16 protein-coding genes are annotated in these 17,510 nt (G+C 64.8%); 6 read left to right on the top strand and 10 right to left on the bottom strand.

Going from position 1 to position 17,510, the window contains the following annotated elements; genetic code table 11:
* Positions 1-11: 11 nt before the first annotated feature.
* Positions 12-1,394 carry an NAD-dependent succinate-semialdehyde dehydrogenase gene (locus tag Herbaro_RS10620; protein WP_275013787.1) on the bottom strand — a complete coding sequence of 461 codons (1,383 nt, stop codon included), beginning with the start codon at positions 1,392-1,394 and terminating at the stop codon, positions 12-14.
* A 156-nt stretch (positions 1,395-1,550) separates the two neighbouring features.
* Here Herbaro_RS10620 and Herbaro_RS10615 point away from each other — a divergent pair, with 156 nt between their 5' ends.
* Positions 1,551-2,459, top strand: coding sequence for an AraC family transcriptional regulator (locus Herbaro_RS10615; protein WP_275013786.1), 909 nt, complete (start codon positions 1,551-1,553; stop codon positions 2,457-2,459).
* Between the two features lie 65 nt (positions 2,460-2,524).
* Entirely contained in the window at positions 2,525-2,923 is a 399-nt protein-coding gene (locus tag Herbaro_RS10610) for a DUF1801 domain-containing protein (RefSeq protein ID WP_275013785.1), read from the top strand.
* Positions 2,924-3,010: 87 nt separating this feature from the next.
* On the opposite strand, the gene Herbaro_RS10605 is transcribed toward Herbaro_RS10610, so the two are convergent.
* Positions 3,011-3,913 carry an alpha/beta fold hydrolase gene (locus Herbaro_RS10605; protein WP_275013784.1) on the bottom strand — a complete coding sequence of 301 codons (903 nt, stop codon included), beginning with the start codon at positions 3,911-3,913 and terminating at the stop codon, positions 3,011-3,013.
* A gap of 152 nt (positions 3,914-4,065) precedes the next feature.
* Here Herbaro_RS10605 and Herbaro_RS10600 point away from each other — a divergent pair, with 152 nt between their 5' ends.
* Positions 4,066-4,428, top strand: coding sequence for a cupin domain-containing protein (locus Herbaro_RS10600; RefSeq protein ID WP_275013783.1), 363 nt, complete (start codon positions 4,066-4,068; stop codon positions 4,426-4,428).
* 213 nt (positions 4,429-4,641) lie between these two features.
* On the opposite strand, the gene Herbaro_RS10595 is transcribed toward Herbaro_RS10600, so the two are convergent.
* The 6 genes from Herbaro_RS10595 to Herbaro_RS10570 all read right to left on the bottom strand — a co-directional run bounded on the left by Herbaro_RS10595 (position 4,642) and on the right by Herbaro_RS10570 (position 12,050).
* Positions 4,642-5,568, bottom strand: a complete 927-nt coding sequence (locus Herbaro_RS10595; RefSeq protein WP_275013782.1) for a hypothetical protein — start codon at positions 5,566-5,568, stop codon at positions 4,642-4,644.
* A 70-nt stretch (positions 5,569-5,638) separates the two neighbouring features.
* Complete coding sequence (locus Herbaro_RS10590) at positions 5,639-7,864, bottom strand: OsmC domain/YcaO domain-containing protein (protein ID WP_275013781.1); 2,226 nt, start codon at positions 7,862-7,864, stop codon at positions 5,639-5,641.
* 149 nt (positions 7,865-8,013) lie between these two features.
* Positions 8,014-9,606 carry a glutamine-hydrolyzing GMP synthase gene (gene guaA / locus Herbaro_RS10585; RefSeq protein ID WP_275013780.1) on the bottom strand — a complete coding sequence of 531 codons (1,593 nt, stop codon included), beginning with the start codon at positions 9,604-9,606 and terminating at the stop codon, positions 8,014-8,016.
* Between the two features lie 113 nt (positions 9,607-9,719).
* Positions 9,720-11,189, bottom strand: coding sequence for an IMP dehydrogenase (gene guaB / locus Herbaro_RS10580; protein WP_275013779.1), 1,470 nt, complete (start codon positions 11,187-11,189; stop codon positions 9,720-9,722).
* Positions 11,190-11,323: 134 nt separating this feature from the next.
* The gene (locus Herbaro_RS10575) at positions 11,324-11,626 is read right to left on the bottom strand and encodes an RnfH family protein (RefSeq protein ID WP_275013778.1); all 303 of its coding nucleotides are present in this window, start codon (positions 11,624-11,626) and stop codon (positions 11,324-11,326) included.
* On the bottom strand, positions 11,619-12,050 hold the full coding sequence (locus Herbaro_RS10570) for a type II toxin-antitoxin system RatA family toxin (RefSeq protein WP_275013777.1): 432 nt from the start codon (positions 12,048-12,050) through the stop codon (positions 11,619-11,621). The genes Herbaro_RS10575 and Herbaro_RS10570 overlap by 8 nt, the downstream gene beginning before the upstream one ends.
* Positions 12,051-12,116: 66 nt before the next feature.
* Here Herbaro_RS10570 and smpB point away from each other — a divergent pair, with 66 nt between their 5' ends.
* Positions 12,117-12,566, top strand: a complete 450-nt coding sequence (smpB, locus tag Herbaro_RS10565; RefSeq protein WP_275013776.1) for an SsrA-binding protein SmpB — start codon at positions 12,117-12,119, stop codon at positions 12,564-12,566.
* 51 nt (positions 12,567-12,617) lie between these two features.
* On the opposite strand, the gene Herbaro_RS10560 is transcribed toward smpB, so the two are convergent.
* Positions 12,618-14,213 carry a tetratricopeptide repeat-containing glycosyltransferase family protein gene (locus Herbaro_RS10560; protein ID WP_275013775.1) on the bottom strand — a complete coding sequence of 532 codons (1,596 nt, stop codon included), beginning with the start codon at positions 14,211-14,213 and terminating at the stop codon, positions 12,618-12,620.
* A 41-nt stretch (positions 14,214-14,254) separates the two neighbouring features.
* The gene (locus Herbaro_RS10555; protein ID WP_275013774.1) at positions 14,255-15,010 is read right to left on the bottom strand and encodes a hypothetical protein; all 756 of its coding nucleotides are present in this window, start codon (positions 15,008-15,010) and stop codon (positions 14,255-14,257) included.
* Positions 15,011-15,376: 366 nt separating this feature from the next.
* On the opposite strand from Herbaro_RS10555, the gene Herbaro_RS10550 reads away from it, so the two are divergent.
* Positions 15,377-16,066: a response regulator transcription factor gene (locus Herbaro_RS10550; RefSeq protein WP_275013773.1), complete on the top strand. Its 690-nt coding sequence runs from the start codon at positions 15,377-15,379 to the stop codon at positions 16,064-16,066.
* A 1-nt stretch (position 16,067) separates the two neighbouring features.
* On the top strand, positions 16,068-17,492 hold the full coding sequence (locus Herbaro_RS10545; RefSeq protein WP_275013772.1) for an ATP-binding protein: 1,425 nt from the start codon (positions 16,068-16,070) through the stop codon (positions 17,490-17,492).
* Positions 17,493-17,510: the final 18 nt, after the last annotated feature.

Genomic DNA, 17,510 nt, shown 5'->3' with positions numbered 1-17,510 from the left:
CCGGCCTCGGCTCAATGCTGCAGGCCGGCCATCAGCACGTACTTGACGTCGAGGTACTCTTCGATGCCGTGGTGGCTGCCCTCGCGGCCGTAACCCGACTGCTTGACGCCGCCGAACGGCACCGAGGCCGTGCCCACCGAACCGGAATTGAGGATCACCATGCCGGCCTCGATGCGCTGCGACAAGCGGAAGGCGCGGCCGAGGTCGCGCGTGTAGGCATAGGCCACCAGTCCGTATTCGGTATCGTTGGCGCGGCGGATCGCCTCGGCCTCGTCCTCGAAGGAATAGATCGCGAACACCGGCCCGAAGATCTCGGTGTGCGCCAGCCGCATGCCGTCATGCAGGCCGGTGAGGATGGTCGGCTCATGGAACAGGCCGCCCTTGGCATGCGGGCGCCCGCCCAGCGCCACCCGCGCGCCCTGCTCCCGGGCCTCCGCCACCAGTTGCGCCACCTTGTCGAAACCGGCCTGGTTGATCATCGGCCCGACCACGAATTCGTCCTGCATCCCCTGGTCGACCCGGATCTGCGCCACCTTTTCGGCCAGCGCGGCGACAAAGCGGTCGTGCAGGCCTTCCTGCACGAAGATCCGGTTGGGCGAAATGCAGACCTGCCCCGAGTTGCGCAGCTTGGCCGCCACCAGCCCCGCTACCGCGTCCTCGACATGCGCATCGTCAAAGACCATGAACGGCGCGTTGCCGCCCAGCTCCAGCGTCATCTTCTTCAATCCCTGGCCGCAGGCCGAGGCCAACAGCTTGCCCACCGCGGTCGAGCCGGTGAAGGAGATCTTGCGGATGCGCTCGTCGCCGGTAAACAGCGCGCCGATCTCCTTGGGGTCGCCGGTCACCATCTCGAAGACGCCCTCGGGGATGCCGGCGCGACGGGCATAGTCCAGCAGCAGGTAGGCCGTCAGCGGCGTCTCTTCCGAAGGCTTGATGATCATGGTGCAGCCGGCCGCCAGGGCGGTCGCCACCTTGCGCGTGATCATCATGAAAGGGAAATTCCACGGGGTGATGGCCGCAGTGGGGCCGACCGGCTGCTTGATCACCATCACCGCCGCGTCGGCGGCATGGCTGGGAATGGTGTCGCCATAGACGCGCCGGGCCTCTTCGGCATACCACTCGATGAAACCCAGGCCGTAGTCGATCTCGCCCAGCGCTTCGGACAGGCACTTGCCGTTCTCGCGCACCATGGTCTCGGCAAAGAGCCGCCGGTCGGCGCGCACCAGCTCGAACCAGCGCCGCAGCAGTTCGCCGCGCTCCCTGGCCAGCATGCGCGACCAGCGCGGGAACGCCGCGCTGGTGCGGTCGATGGCGGCGCCGACCTCGGCCGCGGACAGATGGGGAGCGTGGCCGGCGACCGAGGCGTCGGCGGGGTTGATGACAGTAATGGTCATGGTTCAATCCTTTGAAGTTGACGGGAAGCTGCAACGAGGATTGAATGATAGGATTCACAGGATCATTAATCGATGGCCAGGCGTCTCACATCCTTGCCTAATCATATGAAAAATAGTATTTCCACAAACACATCGACGCTGCCGCAGCCAAGCCCCATGGCCGCCCTGCTGGCCAAGCTGGCGCCGCAAGAAGGTTATAACCTGAGCCCCTTGCCCGATGTGCGCTTCCTGCGCTCCAACCGGCCCCTGGCGGTGACGCCGGTGCTGTACGACCCGGGCATCGTGATCGTTTGCCAGGGCCGCAAGCGTGGCTACTTCGGCGGCGAGGTGTATCGCTACGACGCCAGCCACTACCTGGCGGTATCGGTGCCGGTGCCCTTCACCATGGAGACCGACGCCAGCGCCGGGGAGCCGCTGCTGGCGATCTACCTGCATCTGGATTTCAGGCTGGCGGCCGACCTCATGCTGGAGATCGACCGCCATGGCGGGGTCGCGCCTTCCGAGCCGCGCGGCATGTTTTCCACGCCGATGGGCGAACCGATGGCGGCCGCCGTGCAGCGCTTCCTGGAAGCCATGACGCGCCCGATGGAGGCGGCCATCCTGGGGCCGGCCCTGGTGCGCGAGATCTACTTCCATGTGCTGGCCGGCGAACAGGGCCACTCGATGCGGGCGGCGCTGGCCATGCAGGGCCAGTTCGGCAAGATCGCGCGCGCCCTGCGGCGCATCCACGCTTCCTACCCGCAAGCGCTGGACGTGGACCTCCTGGCCAGGGAGTCCGGCATGAGCGTGCCCAGCTTCCACACGCACTTTCGCACCGTCACCCGCACCTCGCCCATGCAATACCTGAAGTCCACGCGCCTGCACCAGGCGCGGCTGCTGATGCTCAGGAACGGCATCACCGCGGCCGCGGCCAGCGGCGAAGTCGGCTATGAAAGCCCGTCGCAGTTCAGCCGGGAATTCAAGCGCCTGTTCGGGCGCAGCCCGGTGGAGGAAGTCAGGCGCATGAAGGAGGAATTCGCCGTGCCGCCGCCGCACGCGGGATCGCCTTTCGTCGCTTCGCATTGACGGGCGATATGGCTAAAATCTGTGCTGCGCATGCCTCCCGGCCTGCCTTTGAGGAGAATCTGCCGATGACCGACACCAAACCCCAGGCGTCCCCCGCCGAGCTGATCGATGCGCGTATCGCAGAACTGGGCGGCTGGCGCGGTCAACAGCTGGCCCGGGTGCGCTCGCTTATCCGGCAAGCCCTGCCCGACGTAAGCGAGCAATGGAAGTGGCGCGGCGTACCTGTGTGGGAGTCGGCCGGCATCATCTGCACCGGCGAGAGTTACAAGGACTACATCAAGCTGACCTTCGCCAAGGGCGCGGCGCTGGAGGATCCTGCCGGGCTGTTCAATGCATCTCTGGACGGCAACACCCGCCGCGCCATCGACGTCCATGAGGGAGAACAGCTGGATGCCGACGCCTTCAAGGCGCTGGTGAGGGCCGCTGCCGACCTGAACAAGGCCGGCAAGCCGAAACGCACCTGAGCCGCGCCCTTGCCTCCCTAAAAAAGCCCGCTGCATCGCGGGCTTTGTCGTTTGCGGCTGTCGTTTTCGGCTGTATGCGGCCGCTTGTCAGCGGTCCTCCAGCAGGAACGGCAAGACCGCATCCAGCAAGGCATCCGGCGCTTCCTCGGCGATGTAATGGCCGCAAGGCAGCGGATGGCCGCGCACATCGGCCGCCACGCGTTGCCACTCCTGCAACGGCTTGAAGCACTTGTGCACCACGCCCTGCTCGCCCCACAGCGCCAGCAGCGGCATGGCCAGCTTGCGGCCGGCCTCGCGGTCGGCGCGGTCATGCTCGAGGTCGATGCCGGCGGCGGCGCGGTAGTCCTCGCAGATGCCGCGCGCGGCGCCCGGCAGCGACAGGCAGCGCACATACTCGGCCAGGGCGCGCGGATCGAACGGCGCCAGCCCGGCGCTGCGCCGGCCCATCACGTCGCGCGCGTAGGCGGCCGGGTCGGCCTCGATCAGGCGTTCGGGCAGCGGCGCCGGCTGGATCAGGAAGAACCAGTGCCAGTAGGCGCGGGCGAAGTCGTTATTGGCCTGTTCGTACATGGCCAGCGTCGGCGCGATATCCAGCAGCGCCAGGCGCCGCACCGCGCGCGGATGGTCGGCCGCCAGCCGATGCGCCACGCGCGCGCCGCGGTCGTGCGCCAGCACGGTGAACTCCTCATGACCGAGCGCCCGCATCGCCTCCAGCATGTCGGCGGCCATGGTGCGCTTGCTATACGCGGCATGGTCGGCGCTGCCAGGCGGCTTGGCCGAATCGCCATAGCCGCGCAGGTCGGCCAGCACCAGCGTGAAGTGCCTGGCCAACGCCGGCGCCACTTTGTGCCAGATGGCCGAGGTCTGCGGATGGCCATGCAGCATCAGCAAGGGCGGGCCTTCGCCGCCGGTGAGCGCATGGATGTGCTGGCCGTCGGGCGTAGCCAGGCGATGGGCCGCGAAGCCGGGGAACAGTGAGGAGATCGTCATGCGGCTATGTTATACCGCGCCTGAAAACACACATAGCCAGTTGGATTTACTGCATGAGTAAATCCAATTTACGAATCGGCGGGCCGGTCACATCATGCGCGACGGCCACCTGTTAAACTGCCCGCCTGTCCCGTTGCGCCTCACCCACGATCATGCCCGCCATCACCGAATTCCGCCTGCAGTCCCCCGCTCCCGAAGTCGACCATCCGCGCGAGGAGCGCCGGCTGGAAGGCAACCCGACCCGCACCACCTGGAACCACTTCACCAATGCCAGCGGCGAAGTCTGCGCCGGCATCTGGGCCTGCGAGAAAGGCAGCTGGCGCATCGCCTTCGCGCCCGACAAGGATGAATACTTCTACGTGCTGGAAGGCCGCTGCCGCGTCATCGACGAACAGGGCTACGCCGCCGAGGCCGGCCCGGGCGATGCGCTGGTGATTCCCGCCGGCTTCAAGGGTGTGTTCGAGGTGGTGGAGCCGATGCGCAAGCATTATGTGATCGTCGAGCGAGCTGCCTGAAAATCACGGAGGCCCGGTGAACGGCACGGACGCAACCTGAAGCAACAGGCCCAGAAAAAGAAGGCCCCTCCTCGCACACCCGGCGCAGCCCACATATCGGTGCATAGGGAACCGATCAAATAAAAATGCCGTTCGGCTTCTGACCGAACGGCATAGTTTCACATCTCTCATCGGCACTCCGCAAGAACTCACGTTCCCGGTGCCGCGGAGTTTTCAGGCGCTGCCCTTGAAACGCTTGCTCCACTCTTTCTTGAGCCAAATCCTGATGTTGTATTGTCGCTTCTTGCTCATGAATGGATAGCGCAAGGTCAGGCCCATAAGGCCAGTCAACGTTCCGAACCGCGTCCCATTTGCCGGGATTGCATCACAGCGTACCGAAATGCGGTCGCAGCCAGCATCATTAGTACGATGAATGACGTCGGCCCGCATGATCAAAAGATCGCGAACGTTCAACTCCGGAACGACCTTGTGCTTCTCCAGGTCGACCTTGATCTTCCATCCAGGCGTCTCGTCGTGCATATCCTCGATGGCATACCAGTCCCCGATGACAATATCTTCGCCGGGAAAACGCAATTTGAACCACTCCAGCGTATCGGCCTCGACACAACGAAAACGCAGGGCTCCGCGCCCCTGGATACGGCGGTGCAGCTCCGGGTCGAGCTCCCTGACGACGTCATCGCCTACGATGGCAACGTTTGCCAGACTGGATTCGGGCTTGAACACCGGAACATAGCAGATCAGAAAATTCTTGTGATCTTCGTGCAAGAAATAACTGAAATGATCCAGATGCCAATTGAGCGCGCCGCCCGGCGCGATCTTGGGGTCGCGGTTCTTGTCGAACGGCATGCGCAACGTGGGCGCGCCGTGGCTTTCCTTGATGCGGATGGCGCAATACCCGAAACGGTCCCGCGCAATGGATAAACCCATCAGATCGGCAACTTCCGGGATCGTACTCTCGATGCGCGCCTTGAGATGAAGCATGCCTTCCGCAGGAAAATCCATGATCACGCCATCATGAAACTTTTCAGCGCCGGCCAGGAATTTCAGCAGGCCGTCCGGGATGTCCGCTTCCGACAGAAAATCCCGCACCACCGTGTACCCACGATGACGCAACTCATCAGCAATTTGCTTCGCTTGCATTGTAATGCCGCTCCCCCCGTTGTGATAGGCCTATTCTGCCTGCATTTCATCTCATGCGCACGTCGCCAGATCAAGCGATTACATCGTCAACCGCCGGAGCTGCCAAGGCCGCCCTGGCGCGCGCCTGGTGCAGCTTGCGGTAGCTGTCGAGCAGGCGCTGGTGGCGCTCCAGCCCTTCCAGCTTCGTGCTGGTGGGCGTCAACCCGAAGAAGCGCACGCTGCCGTCCAGCGCGCCCATCGCCGCGTCCATCCGGGCGTTGCCGAACATGCGGCGGAAGTTGGGCTCGTAGTCGTCCAGCGCCAGCTCGTCGTCCAGCAGCACTTCCAGCACCACGTTCATGGCCTGGTAGAACAGGCCGCGCTCGACGGTATTGTCGTTGTACTGCAGGAAGGCGCCCACCAGCTCGTGCGCCTCGTCGAACTGCTTCAGGGCCAGGTTGATCAGCAGCTTGAGCTCCAGCACCGTCAGTTGGCCCCATTCGGTGTTCTCGTCGAACTCGATGCCGATCAGGGTGGCGATGTCGGAGTAATCGTCCAGTTCGTTGTTCTCCAGGCGATCGAGCAGCGCGGCCAGCGCGGCGTCGTCCAGGCGATGCAGGTTCAGGATGTCGTCGCGGAACAGCAGCGCCTTGTTGGTGTTGTCCCAGATCAGGTCTTCCACCGGATAGACCTCGGAATAGCCAGGCACCAGGATGCGGCAGGCGACCGCGCCGAGCTGGTCGTACACCGCGACGTAGGCCTGCCGGCCCATCTCCTCGAGAATCCCGAACAGGGCGGCGGCTTCCTCGGCATTGGCGTTGTCGCCCTGGCTGGAGAAGTCCCACTCGACGAACTCGTAGTCCGCCTTGGCGCTGAAGAAACGCCAGGAGACGATGCCGCTGGAATCGATGAAATGCTCGACGAAGTTGTTAGGCTCGGTGACCGCGTTGCTCTCGAAGGTCGGCTGCGGCAGGTCGTTCAGGCCTTCGAAGCTGCGCCCTTGCAGCAGCTCGGTCAGGCTGCGCTCCAGCGCCACCTCGAAGCTCGGGTGCGCGCCGAACGAGGCGAACACGCCGCCGGTGCGCGGATTCATCAGGGTTACGCACATCACCGGATAGGCGCCGCCCAGCGACGCGTCCTTCACCAGCACCGGGAAGCCCTGCTCTTCCAGTCCCTTGATCCCTTCCAGGATGCCCGGGTACTTCGCCAGCACCTCCTGCGGCACGTCGGGCAAGGCGATCTCGCCCTCCAGGATCTCGCGCTTGACCGCGCGCTCGAAAATCTCGGACAGGCACTGCACCTGCGCCTCGGCCAGCGTATTGCCGGCGCTCATGCCGTTGCTGACGAACAGGTTCTCGATCAGGTTGGAGGGGAAGTACACCGTCTCGCCGTCCGACTGCCGCACGTACGGCAGCGAGCAGATGCCGCGCCCGGCATTGCCGGAGTTGGTGTCCACCAGGTGCGAGGCGCGCAGCTCGCCGTCGGGGTTGTAGATCTCCAGGCAGTAGCCGTCCAGGATCTCCTTGGGCAACGCGTCCTTGCGGCCCGGCTTGAACCAGCGCTCGTTCGGGTAATGCACGAACCCGGCATTGGCGATGTCTTCGCCCCAGTAGGCGCCGGCGTAGAAGTGGTTGTTGCTGATGCGTTCAAGATACTCGCCCAGCGCCGAGGCCAGCGCGCTCTCCTTGGTCGCGCCCTTGCCGTTGGTGAAGCACATCGGCGAATGCGCGTCGCGGATGTGCAGCGACCACACGTTGGGGATGATGTTGCGCCAGGAGGCGATCTCGATCTTGATGCCCAGATCGGCCAACAGGCCCGACATGTTGGCGATGGTCTGCTCCAGCGGCAGGTCCTTGCCCAGGATATAGGTGCTGGCTTGCGCATCGGGCTTGACGGTCAGCAGCGACTGGGCGTCGGCGTCCAGGTTCTCGACTTCCTCGATGATGAAGTCCGGGCCTTCCTGCACCACCTTCTTCACGGTGCAGCGCTCGATGGAGCGCAGGATGCCATTGCGGTCGGCCTGCGAGAAATCGGCCGGCAGCTCGACCTGGATCTTGAAGACCTGCTTGTAGCGGTTCTCCGGATCGACGATGTTGTTTTGCGACAGGCGGATGTTCTCGGTGGAGAGGTTGCGGGTGTTGCAGTACAGCTTCACGAAGTACGCCGCGCACAGCGCCGACGACGCCAGGAAGTAGTCGAAGGGACCCGGCGCCGAGCCGTCGCCCTTGTAGCGGATGGGCTGGTCGGCGATGACGGTGAAGTCGTCGAACTTGGCTTCGAGACGCAGCTTGTCGAGGAAGTTGACTTTGATTTCCATGGGGGAATTCCAAAAATGGCGCGCAAAAGAGGTGGCCGCTATTATCCGTCATCCGGCCCCGGGCCGGTGTTGGACCGGTAAGGATCCAAAAGATAAAGCCCTGTAAAAACAGGGCTTTACCGGTCGGTCGTTCAGCTATCTGAAAAGACTCATTCCCACTCGATGGTCGCCGGCGGCTTGCCCGAGATGTCGTACACCACCCGGTTCAGCCCGCGCACTTCGTTGATGATGCGGTTGGAGACACGGCCCAGCAGCTCGTGCGGCAGGTGTGCCCAGTGCGCGGTCATGAAGTCCTGGGTCTGCACGGCGCGCAGCGCCACCACGTATTCGTAGGTGCGGCCGTCGCCCATCACGCCTACCGACTTGACCGGCAGGAACACCGCGAAGGCCTGGCTGGTCTTGTCGTACCAGCTCTGGCCGTCTTCGTCCTTGGTGTTGCGCAGCTCTTCGATGAAGATGGCGTCGGCGCGACGCAGCAGGTCGGCGTATTCCTTCTTCACTTCGCCCAGGATGCGCACGCCCAGGCCGGGGCCCGGGAACGGATGGCGGTACACCATCTCCGGCGGCAGGCCCAGCGCCACGCCCAGCTCGCGCACTTCGTCCTTGAACAGTTCGCGCAGCGGCTCCAGCAGCTTCAGGTTCAGGGTTTCCGGCAAGCCGCCGACGTTGTGGTGGCTCTTGATGGTGTGGGCGGTCTTCTTGCCCTTGCCGGCGCTTTCGATCACGTCCGGGTAGATGGTGCCCTGGGCCAGCCACTTGGCGCTCTTGAGCTTGCCCGATTCGGCCTGGAACACTTCGACGAACTCGCGGCCGATGATCTTGCGCTTGGCTTCCGGGTCGGTCACGCCGGCCAGGTGGCCCATGAACTGGTCGGTGGCGTCCACGTGGATCACCTTCACGCCCAGGTTCTTGCCGAACATCTCCATGACCATCTTGCCTTCGTCCAGGCGCAACAGGCCGTGGTCGACGAACACGCAGGTCAGCTGGTCGCCGATGGCGCGGTGGATCAGCGCCGCGGCGACGCTGCTGTCGACGCCGCCCGACAAGCCCAGGATCACTTCATCGCTGCCCACCTGCTGGCGGATCATCTCGACCGCCTCGGAGATGTAGTCCGGCATGTTCCAGTCCGACTTGCAGCCGCAGATCTCGTGCACGAAGCGCGCCAGCATGGCCTTGCCCTGCACGGTGTGGGTGACTTCAGGGTGGAACTGCACGCCGTAGAAGCGACGGTCCTCGTCGGCCATGCCGGCGATCGGGCAGTTGCCGGTGGAGGCCATCAGCTTGAAGCCGGCCGGCATTTCGTTGACCTTGTCGCCGTGGCTCATCCAGACCTTCAGCATGCCGTGGCCCTGGGCGTTGGTGAAGTCGCTGATGTTCTCCAGCAGCGGCGTGTGGCCGTGGGCGCGCACCTCGGCGTAGCCGAATTCGCGCAGGTGACCGATCTCGACCTTGCCGCCCAATTGCTCGGCCATGGTCTGCATGCCGTAGCAGATGCCCAGCACCGGCACGCCCAGCTCGAACACCGCTTGCGGCGCGCGCGGGGTGTCGCCTTCGGTCACGCTGTTGGGGCCGCCGGAGAGGATCACGCCGGCCGCGCCGTAGCTGCGGACGAAATCGTCGGTCACGTCATGCGGGAAGACCTCGGAAAACACGCCGGCTTCGCGCACGCGGCGGGCGATCAGCTGGGTAACCTGGGAACCGAAGTCGAGGATCAGAATTTTCGAATGCGAATGCGTGGACATGGCAGTGGGGTCTGGCTACGTTGAAGAAGGTGGTTCGCTCTGCTGCAAAAGATCAACAGCCCGGCAGCCAGGCGTAACGCCGATGGACTGCCGGGCTGTCGCCGCGCCGTCGATTACTCGGCGCGGTAGTTCGGTGCTTCCTTGGTGATCTGCACGTCGTGGACGTGCGACTCGCGCATGCCGGCCGAGGTGATCTCGACGAATTCGGCGCGTTCGCGGAAGTCGTCGATGGAGGCGCAACCGCAGTAGCCCATGGAGGAGCGCACGCCGCCCACCAGCTGGTACAGGATGGCGACCACCGAGCCCTTGTAGGCGACGCGGCCTTCGATGCCTTCCGGCACGAACTTGTCGGCGCCGTTCTCACCGTCCTGGAAGTAGCGGTCGGCCGAGCCGTCGGCCATCGCGCCCAGCGAACCCATGCCGCGGTAGGACTTGTAGCTGCGGCCCTGGTACAGGATTACTTCGCCCGGCGCTTCTTCGGTGCCGGCGAACATGCTGCCCATCATCACGGTCGAGGCGCCGGCGGCCAGCGCCTTGGCGACGTCGCCCGAGAAGCGGATGCCGCCGTCGGCGATCACCGGCACGCCGGTGCCCTTCAAGGCGTCGGCGACGTTGGCGATGGCCGATATCTGCGGCACGCCGACGCCGGCGACGATACGGGTGGTGCAGATCGAGCCGGGGCCGATGCCGACCTTGACCGCGTCCGCGCCATGTTCGACCAGCGCCAGGGCGGCGGCCGCGGTGGCGATGTTGCCGCCGATGACTTCGACGTGCGGGAACTTGGTCTTGACCCACTTCACACGATTGAGCACGCCGGCGGAGTGGCCGTGGGCGGTGTCGACCACGATCACGTCGACGCCGGCGGCGACCAGCAACTCGATGCGCTCGTCGTTGTCCGGGCCGACGCCGACGGCGGCGCCCACGCGCAGCTTGCCGTGTTCGTCCTTGCAGGCGAAGGGGTGTTCAGTGGATTTCTCGATGTCCTTGACGGTAATCAGCCCGCGCAGCTCGAAGGCGTCGTTGACCACCATCACCCGCTCCAGGCGGTGCTTGTTCATGAGGCGCTTGGCTTCTTCCGGATCGGCGCCCTCGCCGTTTTCCTTCAGGTAGACCAGCTTGTCCTTGGGCGTCATCTTGGCGCTCACCTCGGCGTTCAGCTCTTCTTCGAAGCGCAGGTCGCGGTTGGTGATGATGCCCACCAGGCTCTTGCCTTCGACCACCGGGAAGCCGCTCACGCCGTGCTGCTTGGACAGGGCGATGACGTCGCGGATCTTCATGGTCGGCGGGATGGTGATCGGATCGCGCAGCACGCCCGATTCGAAACGCTTGACCTTGGAAACCTCGCGCGCCTGTTCCTTGGGCGTCAGGTTCTTGTGGATGATGCCGATGCCGCCCTCTTGCGCCATGGCAATGGCCAGGCGCGCTTCGGTCACGGTGTCCATCGCCGCGGAGACCAGCGGAATGTTCACGGTGATGTTGCGCGTCAGACGCGTGGTCAGGGAAGTATCTTTGGGGAGGATGTCCGAGAAGGCCGGGACGAGCAGCACATCATCGAACGTGAGTGCTTTTTGGAGAAGACGCATAGTGTTTCCTATAGGCGCAAAAGCGAATTATACAGAAAAGCTTTGCGCGCGTCTCGCCACAGTTGAGTTTTACCCTCCGGCCTGTGGCAAACAGGTCAGATCCGTTGGAATTCAGGCAAGCCGCAGGCGGCGCGTCATTGCTCGGGACCATCCTTGCGCGCCACGCGGCGGCGGCGCGATTCCTTGGGGTCGGCGATCAGCGGGCGATAGATTTCCACCCGGTCGCGCTGGCGCAGCGGCGTCTCCAGCGTCTTGAGCTTGCCGAACACGCCGACCTTGCATACCGACAGGTCGATGCCGGGCTGCTCGCGCAACAGGCCGCTGTCGATGATGGCTTGCTGGATGGTGCAGCCCTCTTCCACGTCCAGCTCCTTCAATACCTGCAGCCCGGGCGCGGCGTAGCAGATCTGCACTTGCAAACGGCAGGCTTCAGCCATATATCTGCTCGGCGCGCTTGCAGAAAGAGTCGACGAAACTGTTGGCGATCATGCTGAACACCGGGCCGATCACCCCTTCGAGGATGCGGCTGGAGAATTCGTACTCCATGTCGAACTCGATCTTGCAGGCATCCTCGCGCAATGCCTTGAAGTGCCAGCGCCCCTCGAAATGCTTGAACGGCCCTTCCACCAGGCGCATGGTCATGCTGGTGGGACGCTCATTGGTGTTCTGGGTGCTGAAGGACTGCTTGAGGCCGTGATAGTTGATCTTCAGCTTGGCCGTCAGGCTGTGTTCGCTGCGTTCGGACACTTCGACGCCACCGCACCAGGGCAAGAATTCAGGATAGTCCTCGACCCGATCCACCAGGTTGAACATCTGTTCCGCGCTATAGTTGATGAGGACGGTTTTGTGTACGACTGCCATCGAGGGTGGTCCGTTTGATAAAATCGCAAAGTAATAATTTTAACCGACAGGACGATTTTTTCTTAGATGAGCATTGTTGATAACAAAAAAGCCTTTTTCGATTACTTCATCGAGGAGCGATTCGAGGCGGGCGTCGTCTTGCAAGGCTGGGAAGTCAAATCGATACGCGCCGGGCGCGTCCAGCTGAAGGAAGCCTACGTCATCATCCGCAACGGCGAGATCTTCCTGTTCGGCTGCCATATCAGCGCGCTGACCAGCACCTCGACCCACGTGCATCCGGAGACCACGCGCACCCGCAAGCTGCTGCTCAATTCGGCCGAGATCAGCAAGCTGATCGGCAAGGTGGAACGCGCCGGCTACACGCTGGTGCCGCTGAACCTGCATTACAGCAAAGGCCGCATCAAGTGCGATATCGGCCTGGCCAAGGGCAAGAAGCAGCACGACAAGCGCGAGACCGAGAAACAGCGCGACAGCCAGCGCGAGATCCAGTCGGCGATGAAGCAGCACCGGCGCTGATCGCCTTCACGCTGCGCCACCCAGGGAACGGCTGCCTTGCGCAGCCGTTTTTTATCGGCCGTCGCGCCCGATGAGCGCGGCCACGGCCGATGCCGCCCGCGCCACCACCCCATCCCATTGCCCGCGCGCCTGCTGGCGCAGCAGCCTGGTGCGGGGATACCAGCCGTTCGAGCCGGGGTTCAGGCCCCAGCGCCATTCGCCCTCAAAGCGCAGCATCAGCAGCGCCGGCAGATCCAGCGCGCCCGCCAGGTGGGCCACGGCGGTGTCGACGCTGATCACCAGGTCCAGCGTCTGCATCAAGGCCGCCGTATCGGCCCAATCCTCCAGGCCCACCTCGTGCAGGCGCTCGCCCAGCGCCGCCCGCGCGGCAGCGTCGCCGCCCGGAATCTCGGGCTGCAGGCTGATGAAATCGGCCGGCAAGTCGAACAGCGGCGCCAACTGCGCCAGCGGGATATCGCGCGAGTAATGGATGGTGGCGTACTGGCGGCCGGCCCAGGCGATACCGATGCGCGGGCGGCGCCCCGCCGCGCCCAGGCGGGCGTCGAGCCGCTCGCGCCAGGCGGCGGCGCGCTGCGCGTCGGCCTGCAGATAGGGCGTCGCCGGCGCCCGCCCCGGATCCGGGAGATCCAGCAGCAGCGGCAGGCTCAGCAAGGAAAGTTGGAGATCGTGCGGCGGCGGCGACTTGTCGTCGACCACGAAGTCGCAATCGGGAAACGACGGCGCCAGCAGCGGCAGCAAGCCGGGCGGCACGCATACGGTGGTGCGGGCCGCACGTGCTGCCGCCGCGCCGATGTAGCGGGCGAACTGCAGCGTATCGCCCAGGCCTTGCTCGGCCCACAGTAACAGATGCTTGCCGCCGGGATCCTCGCCCGGCCGCCAGGACGGACTGTCGCTGCGCAACCGCCGGCCGGCCAGTTCGGCGATGTCGTTGCGGCCTTCATGCTGGCGCCAGCCCTGCGCGTAGTCGCCGCGCATGAGCAGCATGTGGGCGCGGCCGACCTGCGCCTGGGCGAAGCCGGGATGCAGTCGCAGCGCCTCGTCGTAGCCCGCCAGCGCCTCATCGACGGCGCCCATCTGGCGCAGGATGTCGGCGCGGTTGAAGACCGCCAGCGCGCGCTGCTCGTCGCTCAAGGCGGCTTGTCCCTGATAGACGTCCAGCGCCTCCTCGTGCCGGTTCAGGCGCAGCAGGATGTCGGCGCGCAAGGCCAGCGACGGGAAATGGCCGGGGGCGGCCGTCAGCGCGCGGTCGATGCGGGCCAGAGCCTGCGGCAGCCGCTGCAGCTTGAACAGCGCGCCGGCCAGCTTGAATTCGATATCGGAAAGCGACTCCCCGGGCGCGTCGGCCAGCGCCGCGTCGCATTGCGCGACCAGGTTTTCCAGCGCCAGGCGATGCGCCGCGCGCGCGTCGGCAAAGTCGGGAGCCACCTCCAGGCAAGCCTCGTAGGCGGCGACGGCGGCGGCGTGATCGCCCCCCTCCTCCAGCAAGCCGGCCCGCTGCATGTGGATGGGAATGAAACCGGGATCCAGCGCCAGCGCCTGGTCCAGCGCCGCCAGCGCGGCTGCGAATTGGCCGGCGCCGCGCAGCGCAATGGCTTCGCACATCAGTCCCATGAGTCGGGCCAGTGCGGCCGGGTCGTGATTGTTCATGGCCGGCAGCTTAGCATGGCCGCCGCCGCATGAAGACCCGATCAGGCGGTGGTGTCGACCAGGTTGCCGGTGGTCTTGCCGGCGGCCAGCTTGCTTTGCAAGGACTGCAGGAAACCGGACAGCGAGGCGCCGTCCGACGACACGCCCAGCGAGCCGAGCAGGCTGCTGAAGGCGCTTTGCAGCGAGGAGACGCCAGCGTCCGCGCTGGACGAGGCGGACGAATTCGACGAGCCGTCGCCGCCGCCCGAGAGCGCCGAGATCAGGCTCTTGAGATCGGCCTCCAGGCCGCCGCCCGGAGGCGGCGGACGCCCTGCCGGCGAATAGGAAGAGGCGGTGGCGGCGGATGCCGTTGACGTGGATGACGTCGACGAAGCCGATCCGCTGGACGAGACGCCGTCAGCCTGGCTGACGGCGGTGTCGCCCTCGCTGTCGTCGCTGGAGGACGAGGCCGGCGGCGGCCCCGGCGGCTGCTTGTCCTGCACATGCAACGCAGCCATCAACTGCTGCAGGAAGGCGTCCAGCTTGGAATCGACATTGCTGGTGGAGAGCGACGAAGTCGAGCTCAACGAATAGGCGCTGGTGGCGCTGCTGGCGGCGCTGGCGCCATCGAGCGCGATGCCCAGCGACTCCAGCGCATCCTTCAATGCGCCCATCAGGCCGCCGCCCTTGCCGCCGCCGGGCGGTGGCGGCGGCGGCATGTCCATGCGCGTGCTGGCGCTGGAATAGCTGGATACGCCTGACAGGCCGGACAAATCGGCGATGGAATAATTGCTGGACAATACGCTGCTGATGGCCATGGCGGGCTCCTTTTCTTGTGTGTGATGCGCGATGCGGGAGCATCGCGCGCGTTCCCCTTGATGAAAGAAGTATCGGCGATCGCGGCATGTTAAGTTCACGCCATCCGGGTAAAGCCGGGTAAAGTTTTGTCAGGAGAAAATCAAGGAAGAAGACGCCATGCGATCCGGCAAGATATTTTCGGCGAGGCAACGAAAACGAAGCGAGCCGTCGCCCCTTGAAATGTTCACGCCGGCGTGGGTAAATGAATGTAAAGATGCAATTGTAAAGACGCTCTGAAACACTTCTGCAAAACCTTTTACGGCATATTAGCGGCTGCCGACGCCCGCAGGCCTTGATGCCGGGCAACAAAGAATGGAACGCAGCAAATGTCTAAAGTGCTTTTGATCGACGACGATGTCGAGCTCGTCGACATGCTCAAGGAATATCTGGAGCAGGAAAAATTTGAAGTCAACGTCGCCTACGACGGTGAAGCCGGCGCCGCCGAAGCGCTGACCGGCCAATACGCCATCGCCGTGCTGGACGTGATGATGCCGCGCCTGAACGGCGTGGACACCCTGCGCCGCATCCGCGCCAAGAGCAGCATGCCGGTGGTGATGCTGACCGCCAAGGGCGATGACACCGACCGCATCATCGGCCTCGAACTGGGCGCCGACGACTATGTTCCCAAGCCTTGCACGCCGCGCGAGATCGCCGCCCGCATCCGCGCCATCCTGCGCCGCGCCTCGGCCGAAAGCACCGAACAATCGCCCTACTCGCCGCTGGCCGTCGGCGCGCTGTCGATGTGGCCCGAGCAGCGCCGCGCCACCTGGGGCGGAAAGCCGCTGGAGTTGACCAGCAGCGAATTCAACCTGCTCGAAGTGCTGGCGCGCAATGCCGGCAAGCCGGTCAGCAAGCAGCATCTCTCCGAACAAGGCCTGGGCCGCCCGCTGGCGCGCTTCGACCGCAACATCGACGTCCACCTCTCCAGCATCCGCCAGAAGATCGCCGCCCTGGGCAGCGACAAGAGCTGCATCCAGACCGTCTACCGACTGGGCTACCAATTCATCAAGGAATAAAGTGGGCCGGTTATTCTGGAAGTTCTTCTTCTTCATCGCCATCGCCCAGATCACCGCCACCTTCGGCGTCGGCGTGCTGTTCTGGATCGAGAACCTGGAACGCAACAACCGCTCCTCCGAAATCGACCTCAGTCCCCCGGCTTCCTTCATGATCCGCTCGGCCGCGGCCACGCTGCAGTTCGGCGGGGCCGAGGCGCTGCGCAGCCTGATCAACGAAGGCCGCCAGAACCGCCTGCAGCTGTACGCGGTGGACGAGGAAAACAAGGACCTGATGGGGCGCGAGGTATCGCCCAAGCTGGTGGAGGAAGCGCGCGCCCTGCTCAAGACCGAACAGCGCCAGCAGCAACGGCGCGTGGTGGAACTGGTGAAGGCGGCCAACGGCCACAGCTACCTGATGTTCATTCCCGCCCCCTCCGAGGAATTCGGCGGGCCCGGGCCCGGTCCGCGCGAAGGGCGCCACATGCGCGAGCGCGGCCAGCAGCCGCTGTTCTTCCCGACCATGCCGATCGCCGTGGCGCTGGTGGCCAGCATGGTGTTCGCGCTGCTGCTGGCCTGGTACTTCTCCTACCCGATCCGCCACCTGAAGAATGCCTTCGCCCAGGCCGCCTCGGGCAAGCTGGACATGGAGCTCGAACCGGTCATGAGTTCGCGCAGCGACGAACTGGCCGACCTGGGTCGCGACTTCGACGCCATGACCACCAAGCTGCGCACGCTGATGGAAAGCCAGCGCCGCCTGCTGCACGATGTCTCGCATGAACTGCGCTCGCCCATTGCGCGACTGCAGATGGCCATCGGCCTGGCGCGCGTGCAGGACAAGGACAAGCTGGACCTGACGCTGGAGCGCATCGAGCGCGAGAGCGTGCGCATGGACAAGCTGGTGGGCGAGCTGCTGACGCTGTCGCGGCTGGAAGCCAACGTGCCGGGCTCGATGGAGGAGCCGATCGCCATCCAGGCCATGCTGGCCGACATGATCAACGACGCCAGCTTCGAGGCCGGCGCCAACGGCAAGCACATCGAAGGCCACATCGACTGCCGGGTGCAGATCAAGGGCAATCCCGAACTGCTCTACCGCGCCATCGAGAACGTGCTGCGCAATGCCATCAAGCACACCGAAGCGGGCAGCACGGTGCAGATCCACGCCCAGCTCGACGAGATCAACAAGCTGCTGCACCTGTCGATCCTGGATCGCGGCCCGGGCGTGCCCGAGGACGAGCTCAACAGCATCTTCGAACTGTTCTTCCGCAGCAGCCGCACCAAGAGCAACAGTTCCGGCCATGGGCTGGGCCTGTCGATCGCGCGCCGCATCGTCGATGCGCACAGCGGCTTCATCCGCGCCGCCAACCGCCGCGACGGCGGCTTGCGGGTGGATATCACGCTGCCCTTCATGGCCGACGAGCCGGCCAAGGGCCAGACGCTGGAAAGCTGAGCGTCGCGCGGCGCGCGT

The sequence above is a fragment of the Herbaspirillum sp. WKF16 genome (genome assembly GCF_028993615.1).
Taxonomy (GTDB): domain Bacteria; phylum Pseudomonadota; class Gammaproteobacteria; order Burkholderiales; family Burkholderiaceae_D; genus Herbaspirillum.
The sequence above is the reverse complement of the archived record's forward strand: the minus strand, read 5'-3'. Positions and strand labels throughout refer to the sequence as shown.

Excerpts from the sequence above, each read along its gene's own strand:
- Herbaro_RS10610 (WP_275013785.1), top strand. The coding sequence starts at position 2,525 with ATGACCGACACCAAACCCCAGGCGTCCCCCGCCGAGCTGATCGATGCG.
- Herbaro_RS10555 (WP_275013774.1), bottom strand. The coding sequence starts at position 15,010 with ATGGCCATCAGCAGCGTATTGTCCAGCAATTATTCCATCGCCGATTTG.
- guaB (WP_275013779.1), bottom strand. The coding sequence starts at position 11,189 with ATGCGTCTTCTCCAAAAAGCACTCACGTTCGATGATGTGCTGCTCGTC.
- Herbaro_RS10550 (WP_275013773.1), top strand. The coding sequence starts at position 15,377 with ATGTCTAAAGTGCTTTTGATCGACGACGATGTCGAGCTCGTCGACATG.
- Herbaro_RS10560 (WP_275013775.1), bottom strand. The coding sequence starts at position 14,213 with ATGAACAATCACGACCCGGCCGCACTGGCCCGACTCATGGGACTGATG.
- Herbaro_RS10595 (WP_275013782.1), bottom strand. The coding sequence starts at position 5,568 with ATGCAAGCGAAGCAAATTGCTGATGAGTTGCGTCATCGTGGGTACACG.
- Herbaro_RS10620 (WP_275013787.1), bottom strand. The coding sequence starts at position 1,394 with ATGACCATTACTGTCATCAACCCCGCCGACGCCTCGGTCGCCGGCCAC.
- Herbaro_RS10590 (WP_275013781.1), bottom strand. The coding sequence starts at position 7,864 with ATGGAAATCAAAGTCAACTTCCTCGACAAGCTGCGTCTCGAAGCCAAG.
- Herbaro_RS10600 (WP_275013783.1), top strand. The coding sequence starts at position 4,066 with ATGCCCGCCATCACCGAATTCCGCCTGCAGTCCCCCGCTCCCGAAGTC.
- guaA (WP_275013780.1), bottom strand. The coding sequence starts at position 9,606 with ATGTCCACGCATTCGCATTCGAAAATTCTGATCCTCGACTTCGGTTCC.
- Herbaro_RS10575 (WP_275013778.1), bottom strand. The coding sequence starts at position 11,626 with ATGGCTGAAGCCTGCCGTTTGCAAGTGCAGATCTGCTACGCCGCGCCC.
- smpB (WP_275013776.1), top strand. The coding sequence starts at position 12,117 with ATGAGCATTGTTGATAACAAAAAAGCCTTTTTCGATTACTTCATCGAG.
- Herbaro_RS10615 (WP_275013786.1), top strand. The coding sequence starts at position 1,551 with ATGGCCGCCCTGCTGGCCAAGCTGGCGCCGCAAGAAGGTTATAACCTG.
- Herbaro_RS10605 (WP_275013784.1), bottom strand. The coding sequence starts at position 3,913 with ATGACGATCTCCTCACTGTTCCCCGGCTTCGCGGCCCATCGCCTGGCT.
- Herbaro_RS10570 (WP_275013777.1), bottom strand. The coding sequence starts at position 12,050 with ATGGCAGTCGTACACAAAACCGTCCTCATCAACTATAGCGCGGAACAG.